This window comes from Pseudarthrobacter sp. L1SW, assembly GCF_020809045.1.
Classification (GTDB): Bacteria; Actinomycetota; Actinomycetes; order Actinomycetales; family Micrococcaceae; genus Arthrobacter.
This window is the reverse complement of the sequence record NZ_CP078079.1, coordinates 4048695-4066906: the sequence shown is the minus strand read 5'-3', so window position 1 is coordinate 4066906 and position 18212 is coordinate 4048695. Positions and strand designations below refer to the sequence as shown.

The 18212-nt window shown below is 64.1% G+C and carries 17 protein-coding genes; 16 read left to right on the top strand and 1 reads right to left on the bottom strand.

Annotated features, from left to right (window positions below; genetic code table 11):
• The first annotated feature begins 47 nt into the window (after positions 1-47).
• The 13 genes from KTR40_RS18870 (at position 48) to KTR40_RS18810 (ending at position 15587) form a co-directional block, all read left to right on the top strand.
• On the top strand, positions 48-995 hold the full coding sequence (locus KTR40_RS18870; protein ID WP_228404797.1) for an ABC transporter ATP-binding protein: 948 nt from the start codon (positions 48-50) through the stop codon (positions 993-995).
• Entirely contained in the window at positions 992-1855 is an 864-nt protein-coding gene (locus KTR40_RS18865; protein ID WP_228404795.1) for an ABC transporter permease, read from the top strand. The genes KTR40_RS18870 and KTR40_RS18865 overlap by 4 nt, the downstream gene beginning before the upstream one ends.
• Positions 1856-1895: 40 nt before the next feature.
• Entirely contained in the window at positions 1896-3221 is a 1326-nt protein-coding gene (locus KTR40_RS18860; RefSeq protein ID WP_228404793.1) for a M18 family aminopeptidase, read from the top strand.
• Between the two features lie 425 nt (positions 3222-3646).
• Positions 3647-4372 carry a glycosyltransferase family 2 protein gene (locus KTR40_RS18855; RefSeq protein ID WP_240793528.1) on the top strand — a complete coding sequence of 242 codons (726 nt, stop codon included), beginning with the start codon at positions 3647-3649 and terminating at the stop codon, positions 4370-4372.
• Position 4373: 1 nt separating this feature from the next.
• The gene (locus tag KTR40_RS18850; RefSeq protein WP_139027225.1) at positions 4374-5366 is read left to right on the top strand and encodes a glycosyltransferase family 2 protein; all 993 of its coding nucleotides are present in this window, start codon (positions 4374-4376) and stop codon (positions 5364-5366) included.
• A 129-nt stretch (positions 5367-5495) separates the two neighbouring features.
• Entirely contained in the window at positions 5496-8900 is a 3405-nt protein-coding gene (locus KTR40_RS18845; protein WP_228404789.1) for an Ig-like domain-containing protein, read from the top strand.
• Positions 8901-8976: 76 nt separating this feature from the next.
• Complete coding sequence (locus KTR40_RS18840) at positions 8977-10077, top strand: hypothetical protein (RefSeq protein WP_228404787.1); 1101 nt, start codon at positions 8977-8979, stop codon at positions 10075-10077.
• Positions 10078-10090: 13 nt separating this feature from the next.
• Positions 10091-10903, top strand: a complete 813-nt coding sequence (locus KTR40_RS18835) for a glycosyltransferase (protein WP_139031012.1) — start codon at positions 10091-10093, stop codon at positions 10901-10903.
• Positions 10900-12183, top strand: a complete 1284-nt coding sequence (locus tag KTR40_RS18830; protein ID WP_139031011.1) for a lipopolysaccharide biosynthesis protein — start codon at positions 10900-10902, stop codon at positions 12181-12183. The genes KTR40_RS18835 and KTR40_RS18830 overlap by 4 nt, the downstream gene beginning before the upstream one ends.
• Positions 12180-13958, top strand: coding sequence for a glycosyltransferase (locus tag KTR40_RS18825; RefSeq protein WP_228404786.1), 1779 nt, complete (start codon positions 12180-12182; stop codon positions 13956-13958). Before KTR40_RS18830 ends, KTR40_RS18825 begins: the two co-directional genes overlap by 4 nt.
• Positions 13955-14314 (top strand): hypothetical protein, encoded by a 360-nt coding sequence (locus KTR40_RS18820; protein WP_139031009.1) that lies wholly within the window; start codon positions 13955-13957, stop codon positions 14312-14314. Before KTR40_RS18825 ends, KTR40_RS18820 begins: the two co-directional genes overlap by 4 nt.
• Entirely contained in the window at positions 14311-14526 is a 216-nt protein-coding gene (locus KTR40_RS18815) for a hypothetical protein (RefSeq protein ID WP_139031008.1), read from the top strand. Before KTR40_RS18820 ends, KTR40_RS18815 begins: the two co-directional genes overlap by 4 nt.
• Positions 14523-15587: a hypothetical protein gene (locus KTR40_RS18810; protein WP_228404784.1), complete on the top strand. Its 1065-nt coding sequence runs from the start codon at positions 14523-14525 to the stop codon at positions 15585-15587. Before KTR40_RS18815 ends, KTR40_RS18810 begins: the two co-directional genes overlap by 4 nt.
• Here the strand turns inward: KTR40_RS18810 and KTR40_RS18805 are convergent.
• Complete coding sequence (locus KTR40_RS18805) at positions 15573-16613, bottom strand: metallophosphoesterase (protein WP_228404782.1); 1041 nt, start codon at positions 16611-16613, stop codon at positions 15573-15575. The genes KTR40_RS18810 and KTR40_RS18805 overlap by 15 nt on opposite strands.
• A 270-nt stretch (positions 16614-16883) precedes the next feature.
• On the opposite strand from KTR40_RS18805, the gene rpsF reads away from it, so the two are divergent.
• From rpsF to rpsR, 3 genes are all read left to right on the top strand, one after another.
• Positions 16884-17189: a 30S ribosomal protein S6 gene (rpsF, locus tag KTR40_RS18800; RefSeq protein ID WP_013602900.1), complete on the top strand. Its 306-nt coding sequence runs from the start codon at positions 16884-16886 to the stop codon at positions 17187-17189.
• A 73-nt stretch (positions 17190-17262) separates the two neighbouring features.
• Positions 17263-17838 (top strand): single-stranded DNA-binding protein, encoded by a 576-nt coding sequence (locus KTR40_RS18795; RefSeq protein ID WP_157240203.1) that lies wholly within the window; start codon positions 17263-17265, stop codon positions 17836-17838.
• Positions 17839-17968: 130 nt separating this feature from the next.
• Positions 17969-18208, top strand: coding sequence for a 30S ribosomal protein S18 (gene rpsR / locus KTR40_RS18790; protein WP_003800144.1), 240 nt, complete (start codon positions 17969-17971; stop codon positions 18206-18208).
• The last annotated feature ends 4 nt before the right edge of the window (positions 18209-18212 follow it).

Below are 18212 nucleotides of genomic sequence, written 5' to 3'. Positions count from 1 at the left end.
TCTGAAACGCATCCCGCAGTCCACAGCTGCCGTCCTAAGGAACATTCATGATCGAGGCAACAGGGCTGACAAAGGTCTACGGCGATAAGACCGCCGTGGACAAGGTCAGCTTCACCGTCCAGGCCGGCCGCGTGACCGGTTTCCTGGGCCCAAACGGCGCGGGCAAATCCACCACCATGAGGATGATCATGGGGCTGGACCGGCCCACGGCCGGTTCCGTGACCGTGAACGGGGTGCCGTTCGCGCAGCACGCCGCCCCGCTGCGCGAGGTGGGCTCACTCCTTGACGCCAAGGCCGTCCACACCGGCCGCACCGCCTACAACCATCTCCTGGCCATGGCGGCCACCCACAGCATCCCGCGGAAGCGCGTCCGGGAGGTCATCGAGATGACCGGCCTGGGCGAGGTAGCAAAAAAGAAGGTGAAGGGGTTCTCCCTCGGAATGGGGCAGCGGCTGGGCATCGCCGCGGCCCTGCTGGGGGACCCACAGACCATCATCCTGGACGAACCGGTGAACGGCCTTGACCCGGAGGGCGTGGTCTGGGTCCGCAACCTCGTGAAGTACCTGGCGTCCGAAGGGCGGACGGTTTTCCTGTCCAGCCACCTGATGAGTGAAATGGCGGTGACGGCCGACCACCTGATTGTCATCGGCCGCGGGAGGATCATTGCCGATGCCCCCATTGGCGAGATCATCACGGGCAAGGGCCAGTCACGCGCCCGCGTCCGCACCGACCAGCCGCAGCAGCTCATGCGCCTGCTCACTGACGACGGCGTCTCCGTGGAACTCCAGGACCACGAACTCCTCGAGGTCAAGGGCCTGCCGCCCAGGCAGATTGCCAGGACGGCCCTGGACAACCAGATCATGGTCTACGAGCTCACGCCCCTGCAGGCGAGCCTCGAGGAAGCGTACATGGAACTGACCAAGGACGAAGTGGAGTACCACTCCCTCATCACCACCGGCGTTGCGGCGCCCGCCCGGACCGGAGGAAAGCAATGAGCACGGCAGCACTTGAATCAGGCCGGCAGCACAACCGCCGGCACAACAACGTAGGTCCCGGACCCAGCTTCCTCCGCGTCCTCAACTCGGAGTTCATCAAGTTCAGGACCCTGCTCTCCACCCTGATCCTGGTGGGATCCACCGTGCTGGTGATGGTGGGGTTTGCAGCCCTGAACGCGTGGGGCATCGGGCAGTTCTCCGAGGCAGCGAAGACCGACCCGCAGGCGGCCGCCGCCTTTGCCGCCCAGGGTGCCGACCTGACGGCGGGGGTCCCCACCTCCGGCATCGCCTTCGCCCAGCTCATCATCGGCTCCCTGGCCGTGCTGCTGATGAGTTCCGAGTTCACCACGGGTATGGCACGGTCCACCTTCACGGCGGTCCCCAAACGCATCCCGGCCTTCATCGCCAAGCTGCTGGTGGTGACGGTCTGTGCCTTCGTTGTGACTGTGGTGTCATCCTTCCTGGCCTACATCGCGGCCACCCCTATCCTGGACAGCTACGGCTTTGACATCGACCTCGGGTCCGAGCACTCCCGGCGGCTCCTGTGGGTCACCGGGCTGTATGTGGCGGCAGTGGCGGCGATCGGTATGTCCTTGGGAACGCTGTTGCGCAACTCCGCAGGGGGGATCATGTCCCTGTTGGGGCTCTTTTTCGTGGTCCCCATCGCCTTCCAGCTCATCCCGGGCGAGTTCTTCGAAGAGGCGCGGAAGTACCTGCCGGAGAACCTCTTCGAGAGGATCGTGGCGGCGGCACCCGCCGATGGTGCCCTGGAGGTGTGGCAGGCCGCCACCTGGCTTGGCGTGTGGGTGGTGGTCCCCCTCTTGGCAGCGATGATCGTGCTGAAGAGACGCGACGTCTAGGGGACGGCAGGCCTCAACGTCACCATTTAGACTCGGGGGCATGCCTTCTCTTTCCTCCGCCGCAGACCACATCCAGGACCTTGGCGCCTTTGTCAGCGCGTCGCCGTCGAGCTTTCACGCCGTGCACGAGGCAGGCCGCCGGCTGGAGGAAGCCGGCTTCGTCCGCGTGGACGAACTGCAGCCCTGGGAGGGCGGTGGCGGTTCGTACTTTGTGATCCGGGACGGCGCGCTGATCGCCTGGGTTGTGCCGGAAGGTGCAGGCCCCGCCACCGGGTTCAATATCCTGGGCGCGCACACAGATTCGCCCACCTTCAAGCTCAAGCCCAAGGCCACTACCGGCGCCCACGGGTGGCTGCAGGCCGGCGTTGAGGTGTACGGCGGACCGCTGCTGAACTCGTGGCTTGACCGTGAACTGCAGCTCGCCGGCCGCCTGGTGATGCTGGACGGCACCGAGCACCTGGCCGCCACCGGACCCATGCTCCGGTTCCCCCAGCTGGCCATCCACCTGGACCGGGCCGTCAACGACGGGCTCACCCTGGACAAGCAGCGCCACATGAATCCCGTGTGGGGACTGGGGAATGCTGCGGACTTCGATCTGTTGGCGGTGCTGGCGTCGCACGTTTCCGGCACCTCCGTGGATCCCGCCAAGATTGGCGGGTACGACGTCGTTATTGCGGACACGCAGGCGCCTTCGGTTTTCGGGGGGAACAGTGAGTTCTTCGCCTCCGGGCGCCTGGACAACCTTTCATCCACGCACGCGGGGCTGGCGGCGCTGATCGCACATGCCTCCGCTCCCGGCCGCGGTGTTGGTGGCGCCGGCGGCGCCGGCATGCCCATCGCCGTCCTGGCGGCATTCGACCACGAGGAGATCGGCTCTAACTCGCGCTCGGGTGCCTGCGGACCCATCCTCGAGGATGTGCTGGTGCGCATCTCCGACGGCCTCGGCGCCACGGTGAGCCAGCGGCGGCAGGCGCTGGCGTCGTCGTTCTGTGTGTCTGCCGATGCCGGGCACGCCGTGCACCCCAACTACGCGGAGCGGCACGATCCCGCCAACCACCCGGTGCTCAACGGCGGCCCGCTTTTGAAGATCAATGCCAACCAGCGCTACGCCACGGACGCGACCGGGGCGGCTTTGTGGGCGCGGCTCTGCGCTGAGTCCGGGGTTCCGTACCAGGAGTTCGTGTCCAACAACGCGATCCCCTGCGGCTCCACCATCGGTCCGTTGACGGCCACCCGGCTGGGTATCCGGACCGTCGACGTTGGCGTGCCGCTGCTCTCCATGCACTCCGCCCGCGAGATGTGCGGCGTGGAGGATCCCTGGCGCCTTGCCGCGGTGACGGAGCTGTTCTTCAGGACGGTTGTGTAACCAACCCCCTACCTATTGATATTCACGGGATGGCTAACCCCTATACCTAACGAATTCACCATTCCGTAACCCCGTTACTTACTGACCGGATGGAAATGGCTCAATAAAAAGCGAGTACTCACTACTGGTGATACCGGGGTGGACCAAAAGTAGGCTCTTCGTCACGGGCAGAGTCATTGGCCGATGAGTGGCTGGGGCCAGAGACAAGACCTTGACCGGATAGAGCACTAGTGGCGCACTTGCATCAAGCTGAGTGCGGCATTGTCCATTTCCGTCGATGTCATGAAGTGGTGAGGCATTTGTCCATTTCCACCCAGCTTCCGAATACGTTCTCCGAGCCAACGTTGTCGATAGTGAGAGCGTCAGTAAGCGTAGTAATCCCGACACTGAATGAGGCGAAGAACCTGCCTTGGGTACTTCGCCGAATGCCCTCATACGTGGATGAGGTAGTGATCGTAGATGGCCGCTCCCAGGACAACACAGTGGGAGTTGCGCGGGCCCTCCGCAAGGATGTCGTGATCGTGGAGGAAAAACGCAAGGGAAAGGGTGTAGCCCTCCGATCAGGTTTCGCTGCAGCCTCCGGCGACATCATCGTCATGCTCGATGCCGACGGCAGCATGGACCCCCAGGAAATCGGCTGGTTTGTTTCCCCCCTCCAGCACGACTACGACTTTGTCAAAGGTTCCCGGCACGTTACCGGCGGCGGGTCCGAAGACCTTACGTGGCTGCGGCGCACGGGTAACCGGGCACTGACGGCCTTGGCGAATGCGGTGCTGCACAGCAATTATTCGGATCTCTGCTACGGCTACATTGCCTTCAGGCGTGAATGCCTGGAAGTCCTTCAGCTTGAATCCGACGGGTTTGAGATCGAGACGGAGTTGATCGTCAGGGCGGCCAAAGCGGGCCTCCGGATCGCAGAGGTACCGAGTATAGAACTGGAGCGCATCTCGGGGGCTTCGAACCTGCAGACCTTCCGGGACGGCTGGCGCGTGTTGGGGACAATGGCCCGCGAGTGCGTCTTGTGGGAGGCGCCCACGGCCGGCGCCCGTCCTGAGGCTCTGCGACGCGTCAAATATGCGTACGCGAACGTTAGTTTCCCCCGGACGCCCGCCGACCCCCAGAGCCTCCTTTCCTTGCGGGAAGCAGCCTGAGATGACGACTTTTCCCAGGCCCACCGTTACTGTCGTCATCTGCACTTATACCGAGGACCGCTGGGCGAACCTGCTTGATGTCATCGAATCAGTCAGGGCACAGACCGTCAGCCCGCAGGAGATTCTCCTGGTAATTGACCACAACGTTGATCTTTATGAACGGCTTCTTGTGGTGGTTGATGACATCACGGTCGTCCAGAACTCGGGGCCGCAGGGTCTCTCCGGGGCCCGCAACACTGGCGTCGGTTTGGCTGATACGGATATTGTCGCCTTCCTGGATGATGATGCCGAAGCGGCGCCGGACTGGCTTGAGCTTTTGCTGGCCCTGTACGACGATCCTGACGTCCTTGCCGTCGGGGGCCGGGTGGAGCCCATTTGGGAAGCCGGCCGCCCCGGTTATTTCGGCGAGGAGCTGGACTGGATCGTTGGATGCAGCCACCTGGGGATGCCACGGGTGGCTTGCGAGGTCAGGAACGTCATCGGCGCAAACATGTCTTTCCGGCTTGACGTGCTCCGTCAGGTAGGGGGATTCAACCACGCCCTAGGCCGCCAGGGTGCCGTACCCCTGGGATGCGAAGAGACCGAGATCTGCATTCGCTCGAAGATGGGCTCGCCTGGTTCCCGAATTGTGTATGAACCGGCAGCAGTGGTGCGCCATCACGTCCCGGCCAGCAGGGGCACGTTCCGTTACATGCTGTCCCGGTCGTGGTCTGAAGGCCTGTCAAAGGCTCAGGTGAGCCAGGTGGTAGGCCACAAGAGGGCGCTCGGACCCGAAAGGCGCTATGTGCGCAGGGTCCTGCCGCGGGCCGTTGTTTCCGGACTCTATGAGTGGAGCAGAAGCGGAGATCCGGGAGGACTCGGCCGGGCCGGTGCCGTGGTTTCGGTTCTGGCCTTCACAGCGGCCGGTTACCTGCGCGGCCGGCACCTGTCTCACGTTTCGCCACGTGCGGGAACCTTGGCAGGCATAGAACCGGCCTGGAGGGACGTCCAGTGAGTAAGGGCGAGTTGCTCCCGATGGTCTCCCGCGCGGCCCGTGAGCTGCATCGCTTGCCGGAGTGCCAGGGGTGTGGTGGATCGATACCACCAAAATTACACAGCGCGAATGTGTCGGAAGGATGAAGTAATGAACAACCCTTTTGCGCGCGAAGGAGCGGCTGTGCACGATTCCGTCGATGCAGCTGGTCTTCGTCTACGAGCGTCGCGGAATCTGCGGCTCTATGCACTGCTGACAGCCCTACTGGTTGTCGTGGGTGCCCTGGTGTCCCCGGTCGCGGCGTCGGCTGCTGCGGGCGACGTTGGCGATGAGGGTCCGTCGCATTCCGGGACGGGGACGCCGACGGGTACGAAGCGGGCGGAGAGTGTGCTGTGGTTCAACGACGGGGTCTGGTGGGGGAACCTGTGGGACACTGCCAGCTCGGATTTCCACATCTTCCGCTTCAATGGCTCGACGAGATCGTGGACCGATACGGGTGTGGCGACAGAGACGCGGGCAAACACACATCATGACGTGTTGTGGGACGGGACGACGTTGTATGTGGCGAGCCACCAGTTCGTCAACGACGGTCTGCCTGCCGAGCCGAACTTCCCGACGATGATGCGGCGTTACAGCTACGACTCGATTAAGAACACGTACTCGCTGCTGAGTTCGACACAGATCAACAACTACAAAGTTGAGACCCTGAGCATCGACAAGGACTCCACTGGCCGGGTCTGGGCCACGTGGCAGCAGGGGAACAAGATCTATCTGAACGTCACTGGCACCGATGGCAAGACTTGGGGGACCCCGTTCCAGCATCCTGCGACGTTGAGCAACGTCTCCGTGGACGACACTTCGGCCGTGATCGCGTTCGACGGGAAGATGGGCTTGATGTGGAGCCGGCAGGTCGGTGACGCAACCGACGGCATGTACTGGAGCTACCACAACGACTCAGACACGTCCAAAACCGCCTGGACCGCTCCCGTCGCGGCAGTGAAGGGACAGCGCAGCGGCGATGACCACATGAACTTGAAGTGGCTGGACTCCGCGGATGGGCAGGTTTTTGCCGCTATCAAAACGTCGTTCACTTCCAACTCTGAGCCGCTGATCCAGCTCTTGGCGTTGAATGCCACAACGTCGGCGTGGTCGGCGCACACCATCGCGAATGTGGCTGAATGCCCAAACCGGGTGATCGTCCTGATTGATGAGAGCACGTCGCCGAAGACGCTGCGGACCTTCGCTACCTATCCCAAGCCGAGTGGCACGAAGAACGCTGGTGTGTGCACCAGCTCGGGAGGTGCGATCTACGAGAAGTCTGCGCCCGTAAGCGACCCTGGAAAGCTCGCTACCGCTGCGAAGACGCCTCGCATCGTGGATGCCGACCAGTACGTCCACAACGTGACGTCGACTAAGCAGAACCTCAACAATGCGGCGAGGGGCACGGGCAACAGCGGTCTCCTGGTGCTCGCAGATGTGAACGCCACCAGCCGGTACTGGCACTTTTACGAACCCAGTAGTGGTGGTGGTGATACCACTGCTCCGACGGTGACGGCTACGTCGCCGGCCGCTGGTGCCACGGCTGTTGCGGTGTCGGCGAATGTGACGGGGACGTTCTCGGAGCCGATGGATGCTGCGACGGTTACGTCGAGTACGTTCACGGTGACGGAAGGGACTACGCCGGTGTCCGCGGTTGTGTCGTACTCGGGCAATGTGGCGACGTTGAACCCGAACGTGGACCTGAAGGCGGGTACGACGTACACGGCGGTCATCAAGGGCGGCGCCAACGGAGTGAAGGATGTTGCCGGTAACGCGTTGGCGTCGGACAAGACCTGGACCTTTACCACGGCCGCCGCCGGTGGTGGTGATACGACTGCTCCGACGGTGACGGCTACGTCGCCGGCTGCTGGTGCTGCTGGTGTGGCGGTGTCGGCGGATGTGACGGGGACGTTTTCGGAGCCGATGGATGCTGCGACGGTTTCGTCGAGTTCGTTCACGGTGACGGAAGGGACTACGCCGGTGTCCGCGGTTGTGTCGTACTCGGGCAATGTGGCGACGTTGAACCCGAACGTGGACCTGAAGGCGGGTACGACGTACACGGCGGTCATCAAGGGCGGCGCCAACGGAGTGAAGGATGTTGCCGGTAACGCGTTGGCGTCGGACAAGACCTGGTCCTTCACCACGGCTCCTGCCTCGGGTGGCGGCACGTCGGAAACGGTCACGCTCACGGCTACCGCTGACAGTTATGTCTCGAGTGGGGCGCCGGGGACGAACTATGGCACGAGCACCATCCTGGGTGTGGACAACAGCCCGGTGGAGATCACGTACTTGAAGTTCGACTTGTCAGCGTATGCGGGCAGGACCCTGGAGAGTGCGACGCTGGAGCTGCGCAGCGCCGGGAGCGGGTCAACGGGTACGCAGAACGTCAAGCTGGTCGGTGATGACAGCTGGACCGAGGCTGGGATCACGTACAGCGGCACTCCACTCCGTCCGGCCCTTGGCACCACCATTGGCACGCTCGGCCCGACAACGACCAACACCATCTACAAGATTTTGCTGAACGCCGATTCCGTGAAGGGTGAGCTTGGTCAAATGCTCTCACTTGGGATGGATGCCAACAGCAGCGACGGCCTGGACCTGAACTCAAAGGAGGCCGGCAGCACGAACGCACCCAAGCTGGTGCTCACCATGAGCGGCGGCGGTGGAAGCGGCGGTGGTGGTGATACGACTGCTCCGACGGTGACGGCTACGTCGCCGGCTGCTGGTGCTGCTGGTGTGGCGGTGTCGGCGGATGTGACGGGGACGTTTTCGGAGCCGATGGATGCTGCGACGGTTTCGTCGAGTTCGTTCACGGTGACGGAAGGGACTACGCCGGTGTCCGCGGTTGTGTCGTACTCGGGCAATGTGGCGACGTTGAACCCGAACGTGGACCTGAAGGCGGGTACGACGTACACGGCGGTCATCAAGGGCGGCGCTAACGGAGTGAAGGATGTTGCCGGTAACGCGTTGGCGTCGGACAAGACCTGGTCCTTCACCACGGCTCCTGCCTCGGGTGGCGGCACGTCGGAAACGGTCACGCTCACGGCTACCGCTGACAGTTATGTCTCGAGTGGGGCGCCGGGGACGAACTATGGCACGAGCACCATCCTGGGTGTGGACAACAGCCCGGTGGAGATCACGTACTTGAAGTTCGACTTGTCAGCGTATGCGGGCAGGACCCTGGAGAGTGCGACGCTGGAGCTGCGCAGCGCCGGGAGCGGGTCAACGGGTACGCAGAACGTCAAGCTGGTCGGTGATGACAGCTGGACCGAGGCTGGGATCACGTACAGCGGCACTCCACTCCGTCCGGCCCTTGGCACCACCATTGGCACGCTCGGCCCGACAACGACCAACACCATCTACAAGATTTTGCTGAACGCCGATTCCGTGAAGGGTGAGCTTGGTCAAATGCTCTCACTTGGGATGGATGCCAACAGCAGCGACGGCCTGGACCTGAACTCAAAGGAGGCCGGCAGCACGAACGCACCCAAGCTCATCCTCACGCTGGCGAAGTAGGCGAACGCCGGCCGAGGCGGCCGGCGCCGTCCACATCAGCAACATCATCGATTGGCACCACAAGACAGGGGACACCATGTACAGGCAGACCAAGTCCAACACCAAGGCACTGCACTTCGACATCCACGGCCGCATTACGATCCGCGTTGACGCAGAGGCGCCAGCAGCGCCACAGCTCAAGAGCATGTTGGCGTGTTTCGCCACTGACACCGAACGGCCGGCCGACATCACGGTGGATGACCGGCTGGAGCCAATGCCGGATGCGGGTCTGCTCGAGCACGAACTCGCGTACACGGAAAACAGCGTGCGCTTCCAAGCCGAGCGGCTCCAGGTAGTGCGGGACGGAAACCAGTGGCGCATCCATGGTCCGGGCGAGCTGTTGACCTCCGTGGTTCCTGTTCTGGATGCCGCCATGGTGGCTCGAGGAGCGGGGATGATCCACGCGGCAACAATGGCGTACCGGGGGCACGCGATCGCGCTTCCCGCCGCCGGCGGGACCGGTAAGACGAGCACCGCCGCCAAGCTGATGAGGCGCGAGGGGTGGTCGTTCATGGGCGATGACTGGGCTTTCCTCGCCGAGGACGCCACCCTACTCGGCTACGCGAAGCCGATGTTTATTAAGCCGCACCACCGGAACATTTACCCCCACCTGTTTCAGGGTGTAAGGAAGCCCCTCGTCCCGCCACAGCTCTCGAAGAGCGTCGGCCGCCTCACCACGGTGGTGCATCCGTACGTCATCCGTTACCCGCGCCTCGCGGACTTCTCCCGGCGTTGGTCGCCCGAGCACCGCATGGTTGATGCAGGGACCGCTTTTCCCGGCCGGGAGGTGACGACGACGGCCCCGCTCGCGGCGGCCATTTATATCGAGCGCTACGAAGGCTCCCGATCCCGGATTGTTGAGCGGACAACGGAGTGGATGGTCGACCGCATGCTCGGCAACTTCCACATCGAGATGGCAAGCTTCTCGCAGCATGTCGTAACAGGCCTGGCTGCCACATCCGTCGTCCCCTGGCGCGAGCACTTCGCCGCAAAAGGGGTAGTGCTGAGCAAAGCGCTCGACGGACGGCCCTGCCACCTGCTGCAGGTGCCCTCCGCCTACACTGCGGACGAAGCGTCCGACGACATCGTCCGGTATCTCGAGGAGCTGCTGCCGTCGGTCCTCGACGAGCAGATCTGAGGGGGTGGGCACAGTGGGTCACAGCCCCTCCGAGGTCACCGCGGTCGTTCCGGCCCGCAACGCTGAGCAGATGCTCCCGCGCTGCCTGGAGGCCCTACGGCAGTCAGGTGTCGCCGAGATCATAGTGGTGGACGGATGCTCTACTGACCGCACCGTCGAACTATCCCTCGCGGCCGGCGCGCGCGTCCTGAGCGACGAGGGCCGTGGCCTGCCGTGGGCGCGAACGCTCGGTGTGCAGAGCAGCAGTACCCGTTGGGTCCTGCTCGTCGATTCCGACGTCGTGTTCGGCCCAACGGGCGTCGCAGATTTACTCAGGGAGCTGGTCGAAGGCGGCTACGACGCCCTCCAGGCCGGTCTCGAGAGTGTCGCTGGACCGGGCTACTGGGGGCAGGCGTTGGCACATCACCACCGCACCGGCCGCAGTCGCAACTGGTTCGGGCTCGTGGCGACGATCGTTGACCGGGAGCTAATGCTGGGCGTGGGTTTCGACGACAAGTTCAAGTCGGGGGAGGATATCGAGCTGCGTTGGCGGATGCGGCAGTCGGGGCTGCGAACGGCAGTGTCAGAGCGCGTCGTCGTCGAACACCGTTTCGCCGCCGATGACTTCAACTTCGCGCTCGACCAGTTCCTGATGGACGGAACGGGACTGGGACGGATGATCCGCAAGCACGGCTGGCGCGGAGCCAGGTTGGCGCTGTTGCCCGCGGCAGCGGCAGTTCGGGGCAGCGTCTTGAGCCTCGCCTCGGGGCAGCCTCGGTGGCTGCGCTACTACCTCGCCTTCTGCTGGTACAACTATGCGGGCCTGGCGAAAGGTCTGGCGTCATGACCGCTGAGCTTGGGACCGCCGTCACGGACCCCTCAACCATCCGGCATTCCCCCTTGCGTAGTTCGCTCGGCCTCATAGTGGGCAAGGTCGCCCAGATTGGCTGGGGTTTTGCCTTCTGGGTCGTGGCTGCGCGTGCGACGTCAGACCGTGAGGTCGGGCTCACCATGGCTGCGGTCGCGGCAGTGATGATCTGCACGCAGCTCGCGGTTCTTGGTGCAGGGTCGGCCGTCATCGTGGCGGTAGGACGAGGAGAGCCGCCCGCGCGGGTGCTGGATGCGGCGTTCGCCATCGTGGGGGTAGCCGGCACTGTGCTGGCCCTCGGTTACCTCGTGCTGCAGGCGGCCGTGGCGCCGGAAACGGCCTCGGCATCGGTTCTCTTCTGGCTTACGTTCCTTGCGGCTGCCGTCACCGGTACCCTGGTGATTGTGCTGGACCAGGCGCTTGTGGCGTTGGGACGCGGTGCCAGCGCCACCTTGAGGTACGCGTTGGGCGGCGGGGTTTCGCTCGGCGCTGCAGCGCTCGTTTCCTGGCAGGCGCACGGCGCCTCGGCCGACGTGATGATGGCTGCCTGGACCCTCGGGAACACGGTGGCGTGCGTCGTCGGTGTGGTCCAACTGCGAAAACTGATTGGTTACCGGCCGAGGCCATCCTTGCGATCAACGCGCGGCCGTCCACTGCTGGCGGTGGGCATTCCGTACCAGCTCCTCACCCTCACGGAGCGCGCCCCGGGGCTGGTGCTGCCTCTCCTGCTCGCCCACACAGTGGCGCCGGAGACCGCTGCCTACTGGTATCCGGCTTGGATGATGGCCTGGGCAGCCTACTCCGCTCCGATGCTGATGGGCATCGTCCAGTTCTCCGAAGGTGTCCGCGACCCGCGCCGCCTGGTGTCTACAACCTGGGCGAGTCTCCGGTGGTCGGTCGCCGTGGGAGGTCTGGCGGCAGTCGTCCTCGTCCTCCTCGCTCATCCGCTGCTCATTCTGCTGGGGGAGCGGTACGCCGACGCATCCGCTGACGCTCTGCGGTGGTTGGCGGCCGGACTGGTTCCGTACGCGGTGCTACAGGCCTACAACGCCGTGTGCCGGGCTCTCGGCCGCTACGTCGAACCGATCGTGGTCGGCGTGACGCTCGGAGTCGCCCTCTGCACCTCAGCGCTGCTAGTCGCCGAAACGGGCCCCGGCGCCATGGCCCTTGCGTGGCTGGTGGTGCTCTCCATTGGGGCCGTCGTGGTCGGCCTCCGTTTAGTCGCCGTTCTCCGGCGCGTCACAAAGGAGTCACGATGACCACAACAATTGATGCGCCCAGCCGCATCCAGAAACGCTGGAAGGCCCGTGACGCGTGGTGCGCACTGGCGGGGGCCGTGTCGCTGGCGCTTACCGCTTGGGCCGCTTCAACGGTCGCCGTTCCAGTAAACAGCGACTTGGGGCTCGTTGCCGTGCTCCCCTACCCATTCTGGGCAGGTGTCCTGATTTTGAACGTCGCCTTCGTTGTGGCGCTACGAGGGGATGCCTCAGGTCCGGCCGGCCGCGCGGTCATGATGTGGCTGCTGCTGGTGTTGGTGCTCGTGCTCTTCGGCACGGCAGCCTTCGTCACGGACGTACCCCGTGGTGAGGTCGCGTTCCGTCATCTCGGCATCGCCGATGCCCTCTCGCGCAGCCAGGGGATCGACCCCGACATTGACGCCTACTTTAACTGGCCGGGTTTCTTCGCCCTTCTCGCGACAGTGCTCAAGGCAACCGGCCTCGACCCGGTAACCCTTGCCCTGTGGGCGCCTGTGCTCAACGTGGGCATGTGGCTCGCTGCTGTGGGCGTGCTGATGCGCTACCTTACGCAGGATCCGCGACGGCGGTGGCTCGTGCTCTGGCTCTTCTGCCTCGGCAACTGGCAGGACCAGGACTACTTGTCTCCCCAAGCCTTCGGCTTCTTCCTGTACCTCGTCGTGATCGCACTTGTCGTCGGGCCGCTGGCCGCGCGGCCCCCCAAGTTCCACGGCTTCCGAGATACCGACCTGGCTGCGTGGTGGCAAGGTCGGTCCCCGGCTGAGCCCCAGCCGGGGTACCGGGTGAGCGCCCTCGTGGTGGCTCTCGTGCTGGTCGCGGTCATCTGCGCGAGCCATCAACTGACACCCTTCATGTTGCTGATCGCCCTCACCGCCCTCACCCTGAGCGGACGTGTCTGGCCCGGCCGGCTGCCTCTCATCACCGCCGTCGTACTGGCCCTCTGGCTCGCCTACCCCGCCAGTACCTACCTCACGGGGAACCCGCCCCTGGCGGAAGGAGGAGTGCTGGCCGCGGTCAATGCCAACGTCGTCGACCGCGTGAGCGGAACCCCCGGGCATGTGCTCGTGGTGGAGGCCCGGGTGGTTCTCACCCTCCTGCTGTGGGCGCTCGCGGTGGCGGGCGCGGTGCGCGACCGGCGCAGGGGGCGTCTCGACATCCGGGTAGTCCTCCTTGCTGTCACCCCACTGCTGCTTTTCCCCGTGCAGTTGTACGGCGGGGAAATGCTCATCCGTGTCTCGCTTTTCGCCCTGCCCTTCATAGCCCTGCAGGCCTGCTCGATCCTGCTTCCCACAGAAGGCAGCACCCAGCCCTCCCTCCGTGCGGCGGGGGGCCTCGCGCTGACGTTCTGCTTGTTGGGCCTGCTGACAGTGACAGGCAGGTTCGGGAACGCCCAGTTTGACGTCTTCACCGATAACGAGATCGCTGCCGTTGCTGCCGTGCAGCGCCTTGCGCCGCCCGGCTCGACGATCATGTCGGCTGCTCCCCCGACGCCATGGCGCAGCGAGTCCTACCTCGATCACCCGTATCGGACCATCGACTACATGTGCCGGTCCGACTTGTCTACGGCGGCGTGCGGCCCAGTGGTTTACGAGAACGCCCGGAAAAACCCTGCCGGCGCCGTCGCGTTGTTCACCCGCTCGTCGGAAGCGAGTCTTGTGCTCAGGGGCGCCACCAGCGCCAGCGGCTTCGCCGAGCTGGAGGAGTGGCTGCGCACGCAACCGGGCGTGGAGCTCGTGTTCAGCAATGCCGACGCACGCGCCTACCAGGTGACGCCATGAACCGCCCCATCAGCCGGCAAACCTTGGTCCTCGGCCTCTCGGCCGTCGCCTTGTCACTGGTGACGCTCGTCGGGCTGCCGACACCACTGCAGGTGGTCGCCGCGACAGTCGTCGTTATCCTGCTGCCAGGGCAGGCACTGGTCCGACTCACGTCAGTTACCGACCCTGCCCTCCGCGGGCTGCTCGTCCTGGCTCTCGGCCTCGCCTCGCTAACGGCGGTGTCCACCGCGATGTTCTACCTCGCTGTGTGGTCGTGGCAGGCGTGCGTCATCACAATGGGCGTCATCACCCTTGGCGCGTGCATGGCACGCGCACGACAGGAGTTCGTGTCCGCACGACAGGAGGTCGTGTCATGATCGATCTGGCGGGACTGCTCGCGATTGCCGCCCTACTCATCACCGCCGCGCTGCTCGTCACCCTTATCGCGCTCGAGATCCGACGCGCGGGACCAGGCGCCGAACGGCCAACGAGGCTCCTGGGCCTGACCATAGACCGCAGGGTAGTCGGAGTCATGTGGGTGATGTACCTCCTCCTCTTCGTTCCGCGCGTCGTGGGACTGCTCACATGAACGGCGCTGCGCGGTGGTGGCTGCTCAGCGACCTCCACTTGGGAGTATCGGACGACGACCCCCGCCGCCCAGGCGCAGCGCTACCCGGATTCCTGCGCCGCGAGGTCCTGGCAGGAGCCGGTACGCAGCGGCACGTCGTCTTCGTGGGTGACACGTTCGAGCTGGTCGGTCTGGCCGAAGACGAGAGCCTTGCGCGGCTGGAGTCGATCCTCATCCAGCACCTTGACACGTTCCGGGCCCTGGACGCGTGTGCCGCTCGCGGCGTGCAGCTGCACTTCGTGTGCGGCAACCACGACGTGGAGTTAGCCCGGCCGTCGGTTGCCGCCCACCTGTCAGCGCTGCTGTCACCCCTCGAGCCCACACGGGTTCAGGTGCATCCGTGGTTCTTGCACGTGCCCCACGTGCTGGTGGCCGAGCACGGGCACCAGCACCACGCGCTGCACCGGATTCCTGAGGTGCTCCGCTCGGCGATCAACGGTACCGACCAGCTGAACCTGCCACCGCTCGCGGCCTGGAACGCCGACCCGTCGAGCTCGCGCCTGAGCCGTGCCGGGGCCGTTGCCCGGTCCTGCCTGGCCTCCGAGCTGGCGGAACGCCGCATCCGGGAGCCCGAGTACGACGAGATGTTGCAGTCCGAGTCACTTCGCCTTGCGCTCGATGAGGCGGCCCTGAGGGACCTGGCGCGCCTGTCCCGGTTCCGGACAGTGTCGGCGCTTCCGCGCGCCGCCACTCGCATGGTGCTGGCGGCCGCCGGGCACAGGATCGCCGGAGAGGTAGGCCCCGCGGCAGCGCGTCGGTTCGCACGTACGCTCGAAGAGCATGGTTCCGGGGTGGCTTGGTACGTCTCGGGCCACACCCACCGTGCCCTGGAATCGGCACTGGAGGGGTGCACAACCCGTTACATCAACACAGGCACATGGTGTTCGGACGTCAGGGGTCGAGGACCTGACCAGTTGGATCACCGGTCGTTCCCATACGCCTTGGTCGACGTGGACAGCAATGGCGCCGCGAGCGGCGGCTTGCGGTACTGGCGAGCGGACGGCGGTTCAGCGGCTGCGTGACCCGCTGTCAGTCTGCATGCCGCCGGAAACGGCATGGAATTCCCACGTGTAAGAGCCGTCAGCCTTGAGGCTCATTCTTAGGTGACCCCAGGTGTCGCTGAACTTCTGCTGCACATAAGAGGGGTTGCTCTTGAACCGCCGGAGGCCGATTCCACCAGTGGACACCTGGAATTGTTGCATGCCGTCCGCAACGCACTGGTCCGCGTTGTTCACCGGGCAGGTCCGCTCATAATTGTGCTGGCTGCCTGAAAGCAGTATCCGGACCCGGTTTGCCCAGAAAACGTCAATCCACGGCTTGGCTTCGGTGAAGCGGCCGTGGCTGGACGTGTCAGAGGTGAAGTATGGGTCATGGTAGACGACGGCGAGATGCCTGCCGGCCGCTTTGGCTGCCTTTAAATCGGCGTCCATTTCCGACGTCATCGCCCGCGCGCGCTGAGCGTCGTACCGCCAGGTGGCGGTCGGGGCTACAAGGAAGTGCCAGTTGCCCTTATCGAATGAGTACCATTCGAGGGCGTCCACGAACCGGCCAAGGTGGGTGTTGGTTGCGCTTTTCGTAGTGGACACGCACTCACCGTTCATATACTTGTCCAGTTCGTCGTTCCTGCCGGGCTGAACGTCGTGGTTCGGTCCTGCAGCCCAGTACGTTTTGGACTTGGCCGGTCCCCACAGCTGGTCATAGGCTCCGAGCGCGGAGCACACCGACTTGTCGTACTGGAAGTCACCCGTTGCGATGAAATTGTCCAAGGAGCCGTCGTTCAGGCTGGCGATGATGGACGCGGCGTTTTTGCCACTGGGCGATTCCGTGGACGTGTTCCCGTCCGGGTTCATGTCCCCGGCTGCCGCCAATTCGAAAGAGTCAGCGGACGCTTGCGGGGTGGGTCCTCCGCCGTCGATTGTGGCTGGGATGGTTGCTGCGGGCTCCGCCGGCGCCGTCACGATTGGTGAAGGTGAAGGTGAAGGTGAAGGGGCCGAGCAGCCGCCTAGGAAGATTGCCGCCACGCCAAGGGCGGCCAAACGTTTATCCATACGTCAGATGATAAGGGCGTTCCAGACCAGCCACGCCCGAGGGTGGCAGAAGTTTTCCACATCCGCCACACGGACGCTTTCCACACTGTTGCCGGCCGCATAGCCTTGAGTCAAGCGTGAATCGCCTATCCGGTCCAAATGCACTAAGATATTGAAGTCTGTGCTGCGTCCTGCCTCCGTTCCGGCGGCGGGTCATTGCACGGAATCGCAAATGAACCTCCTGTTACGGAAATGCCGTAACCGCTTAGCCCAAAGGAGGTGGGTTCACATATGCGTCCTTACGAATTGATGGTAATCATCGACCCCGAGGTCGAAGAGCGTACCGTTGAGCCGTCGCTTCAGAAGTTCCTGAACGTCATCACCAACGATGGTGGAACCATCGAGAAGGTTGACATCTGGGGCCGTCGCCGCCTGGCTTACGAAATCAAGAAGAAGTCCGAAGGTATCTACGCTGTGGTGAACTTCACCGCCAAGCCGGAAACCGCCAAGGAACTTGACCGCCAGCTGTCTCTTAACGAGACCATCATGCGCACCAAGATCACCCGCCCCGAAGAGCAGAAGGTTGTTGCTGAGTAGTTTCAGCACCGATCTTCATTCTTTACCCCGCAGGAACGCACTCTTCACCCAGGATCGAACAAGGAGGCAGTAGATGGCAGGCGAGACCACCATTACGGTCATCGGTAATCTCACCAATGACCCGGAATTGCGGTTCACACCATCCGGTTCGGCAGTAGCGAACTTCACCATCGCTTCCACCCCGCGTACCTTTGACCGCCAGTCCAACGAGTGGAAGGACGGGGAAACCCTGTTCCTCCGCGCCGCTGTTTGGCGTGAAGCAGCCGAGAACGTCGCCGAGTCCCTCACCAAGGGCATGCGCGTGATCGTTACCGGCCGCCTGAAGAGCCGTTCCTACGAAACCAAGGAAGGCGAAAAGCGCACCGTTATCGAGCTTGAGGTCGACGAAATCGGCCCCAGCCTGCGCTACGCCAATGCAAAGGTCAACCGCACCCAGCGCTCCGGCGCGGGTGGCCAGGGCGGCTTCGGCGGCGGCAACAGCGGCGGTGGCTTCGGAGGCGGCAACTCTGGTGGAAACCAGGGCGGCAATTCCGGTGGAGGCTGGGGCGGCGGCAACCAGCAGGCTGCGCAGGACGATCCCTGGGCTACGCCCGGCGTGTCCAGTGCAGGTGGCTGGGGCAACGGCCCCGATTCCGAACCTCCCTTCTAAAACACACCCCATTAAGGCCCGACGCCGGGACCCGCCACAGTGCCTGCGCGCACCAAGGCGGCTGCCGCCGTTGGACTACCACCATCCCGTGGATCAACATCCACGGGCTCCCTAGAATAGGAGCTCCACGATGGCTAAGGCTGAACTCCGTAAGCCCAAACCAAAGTCCAACCCCTTGAAGGCCGCTGACATCACTGTCATCGACTACAAGGACGTAGCATTGCTGCGCAAGTTCATCTCCGACCGCGGAAAGATCCGCGCCCGTCGCGTCACTGGCGTTACGGTGCAGGAACAGCGCAAGATCGCCCAGGCAATCAAGAACGCCCGCGAAGTTGCTCTGCTGCCTTACTCCGGCGCTGGCCGCGGCTAAGGAA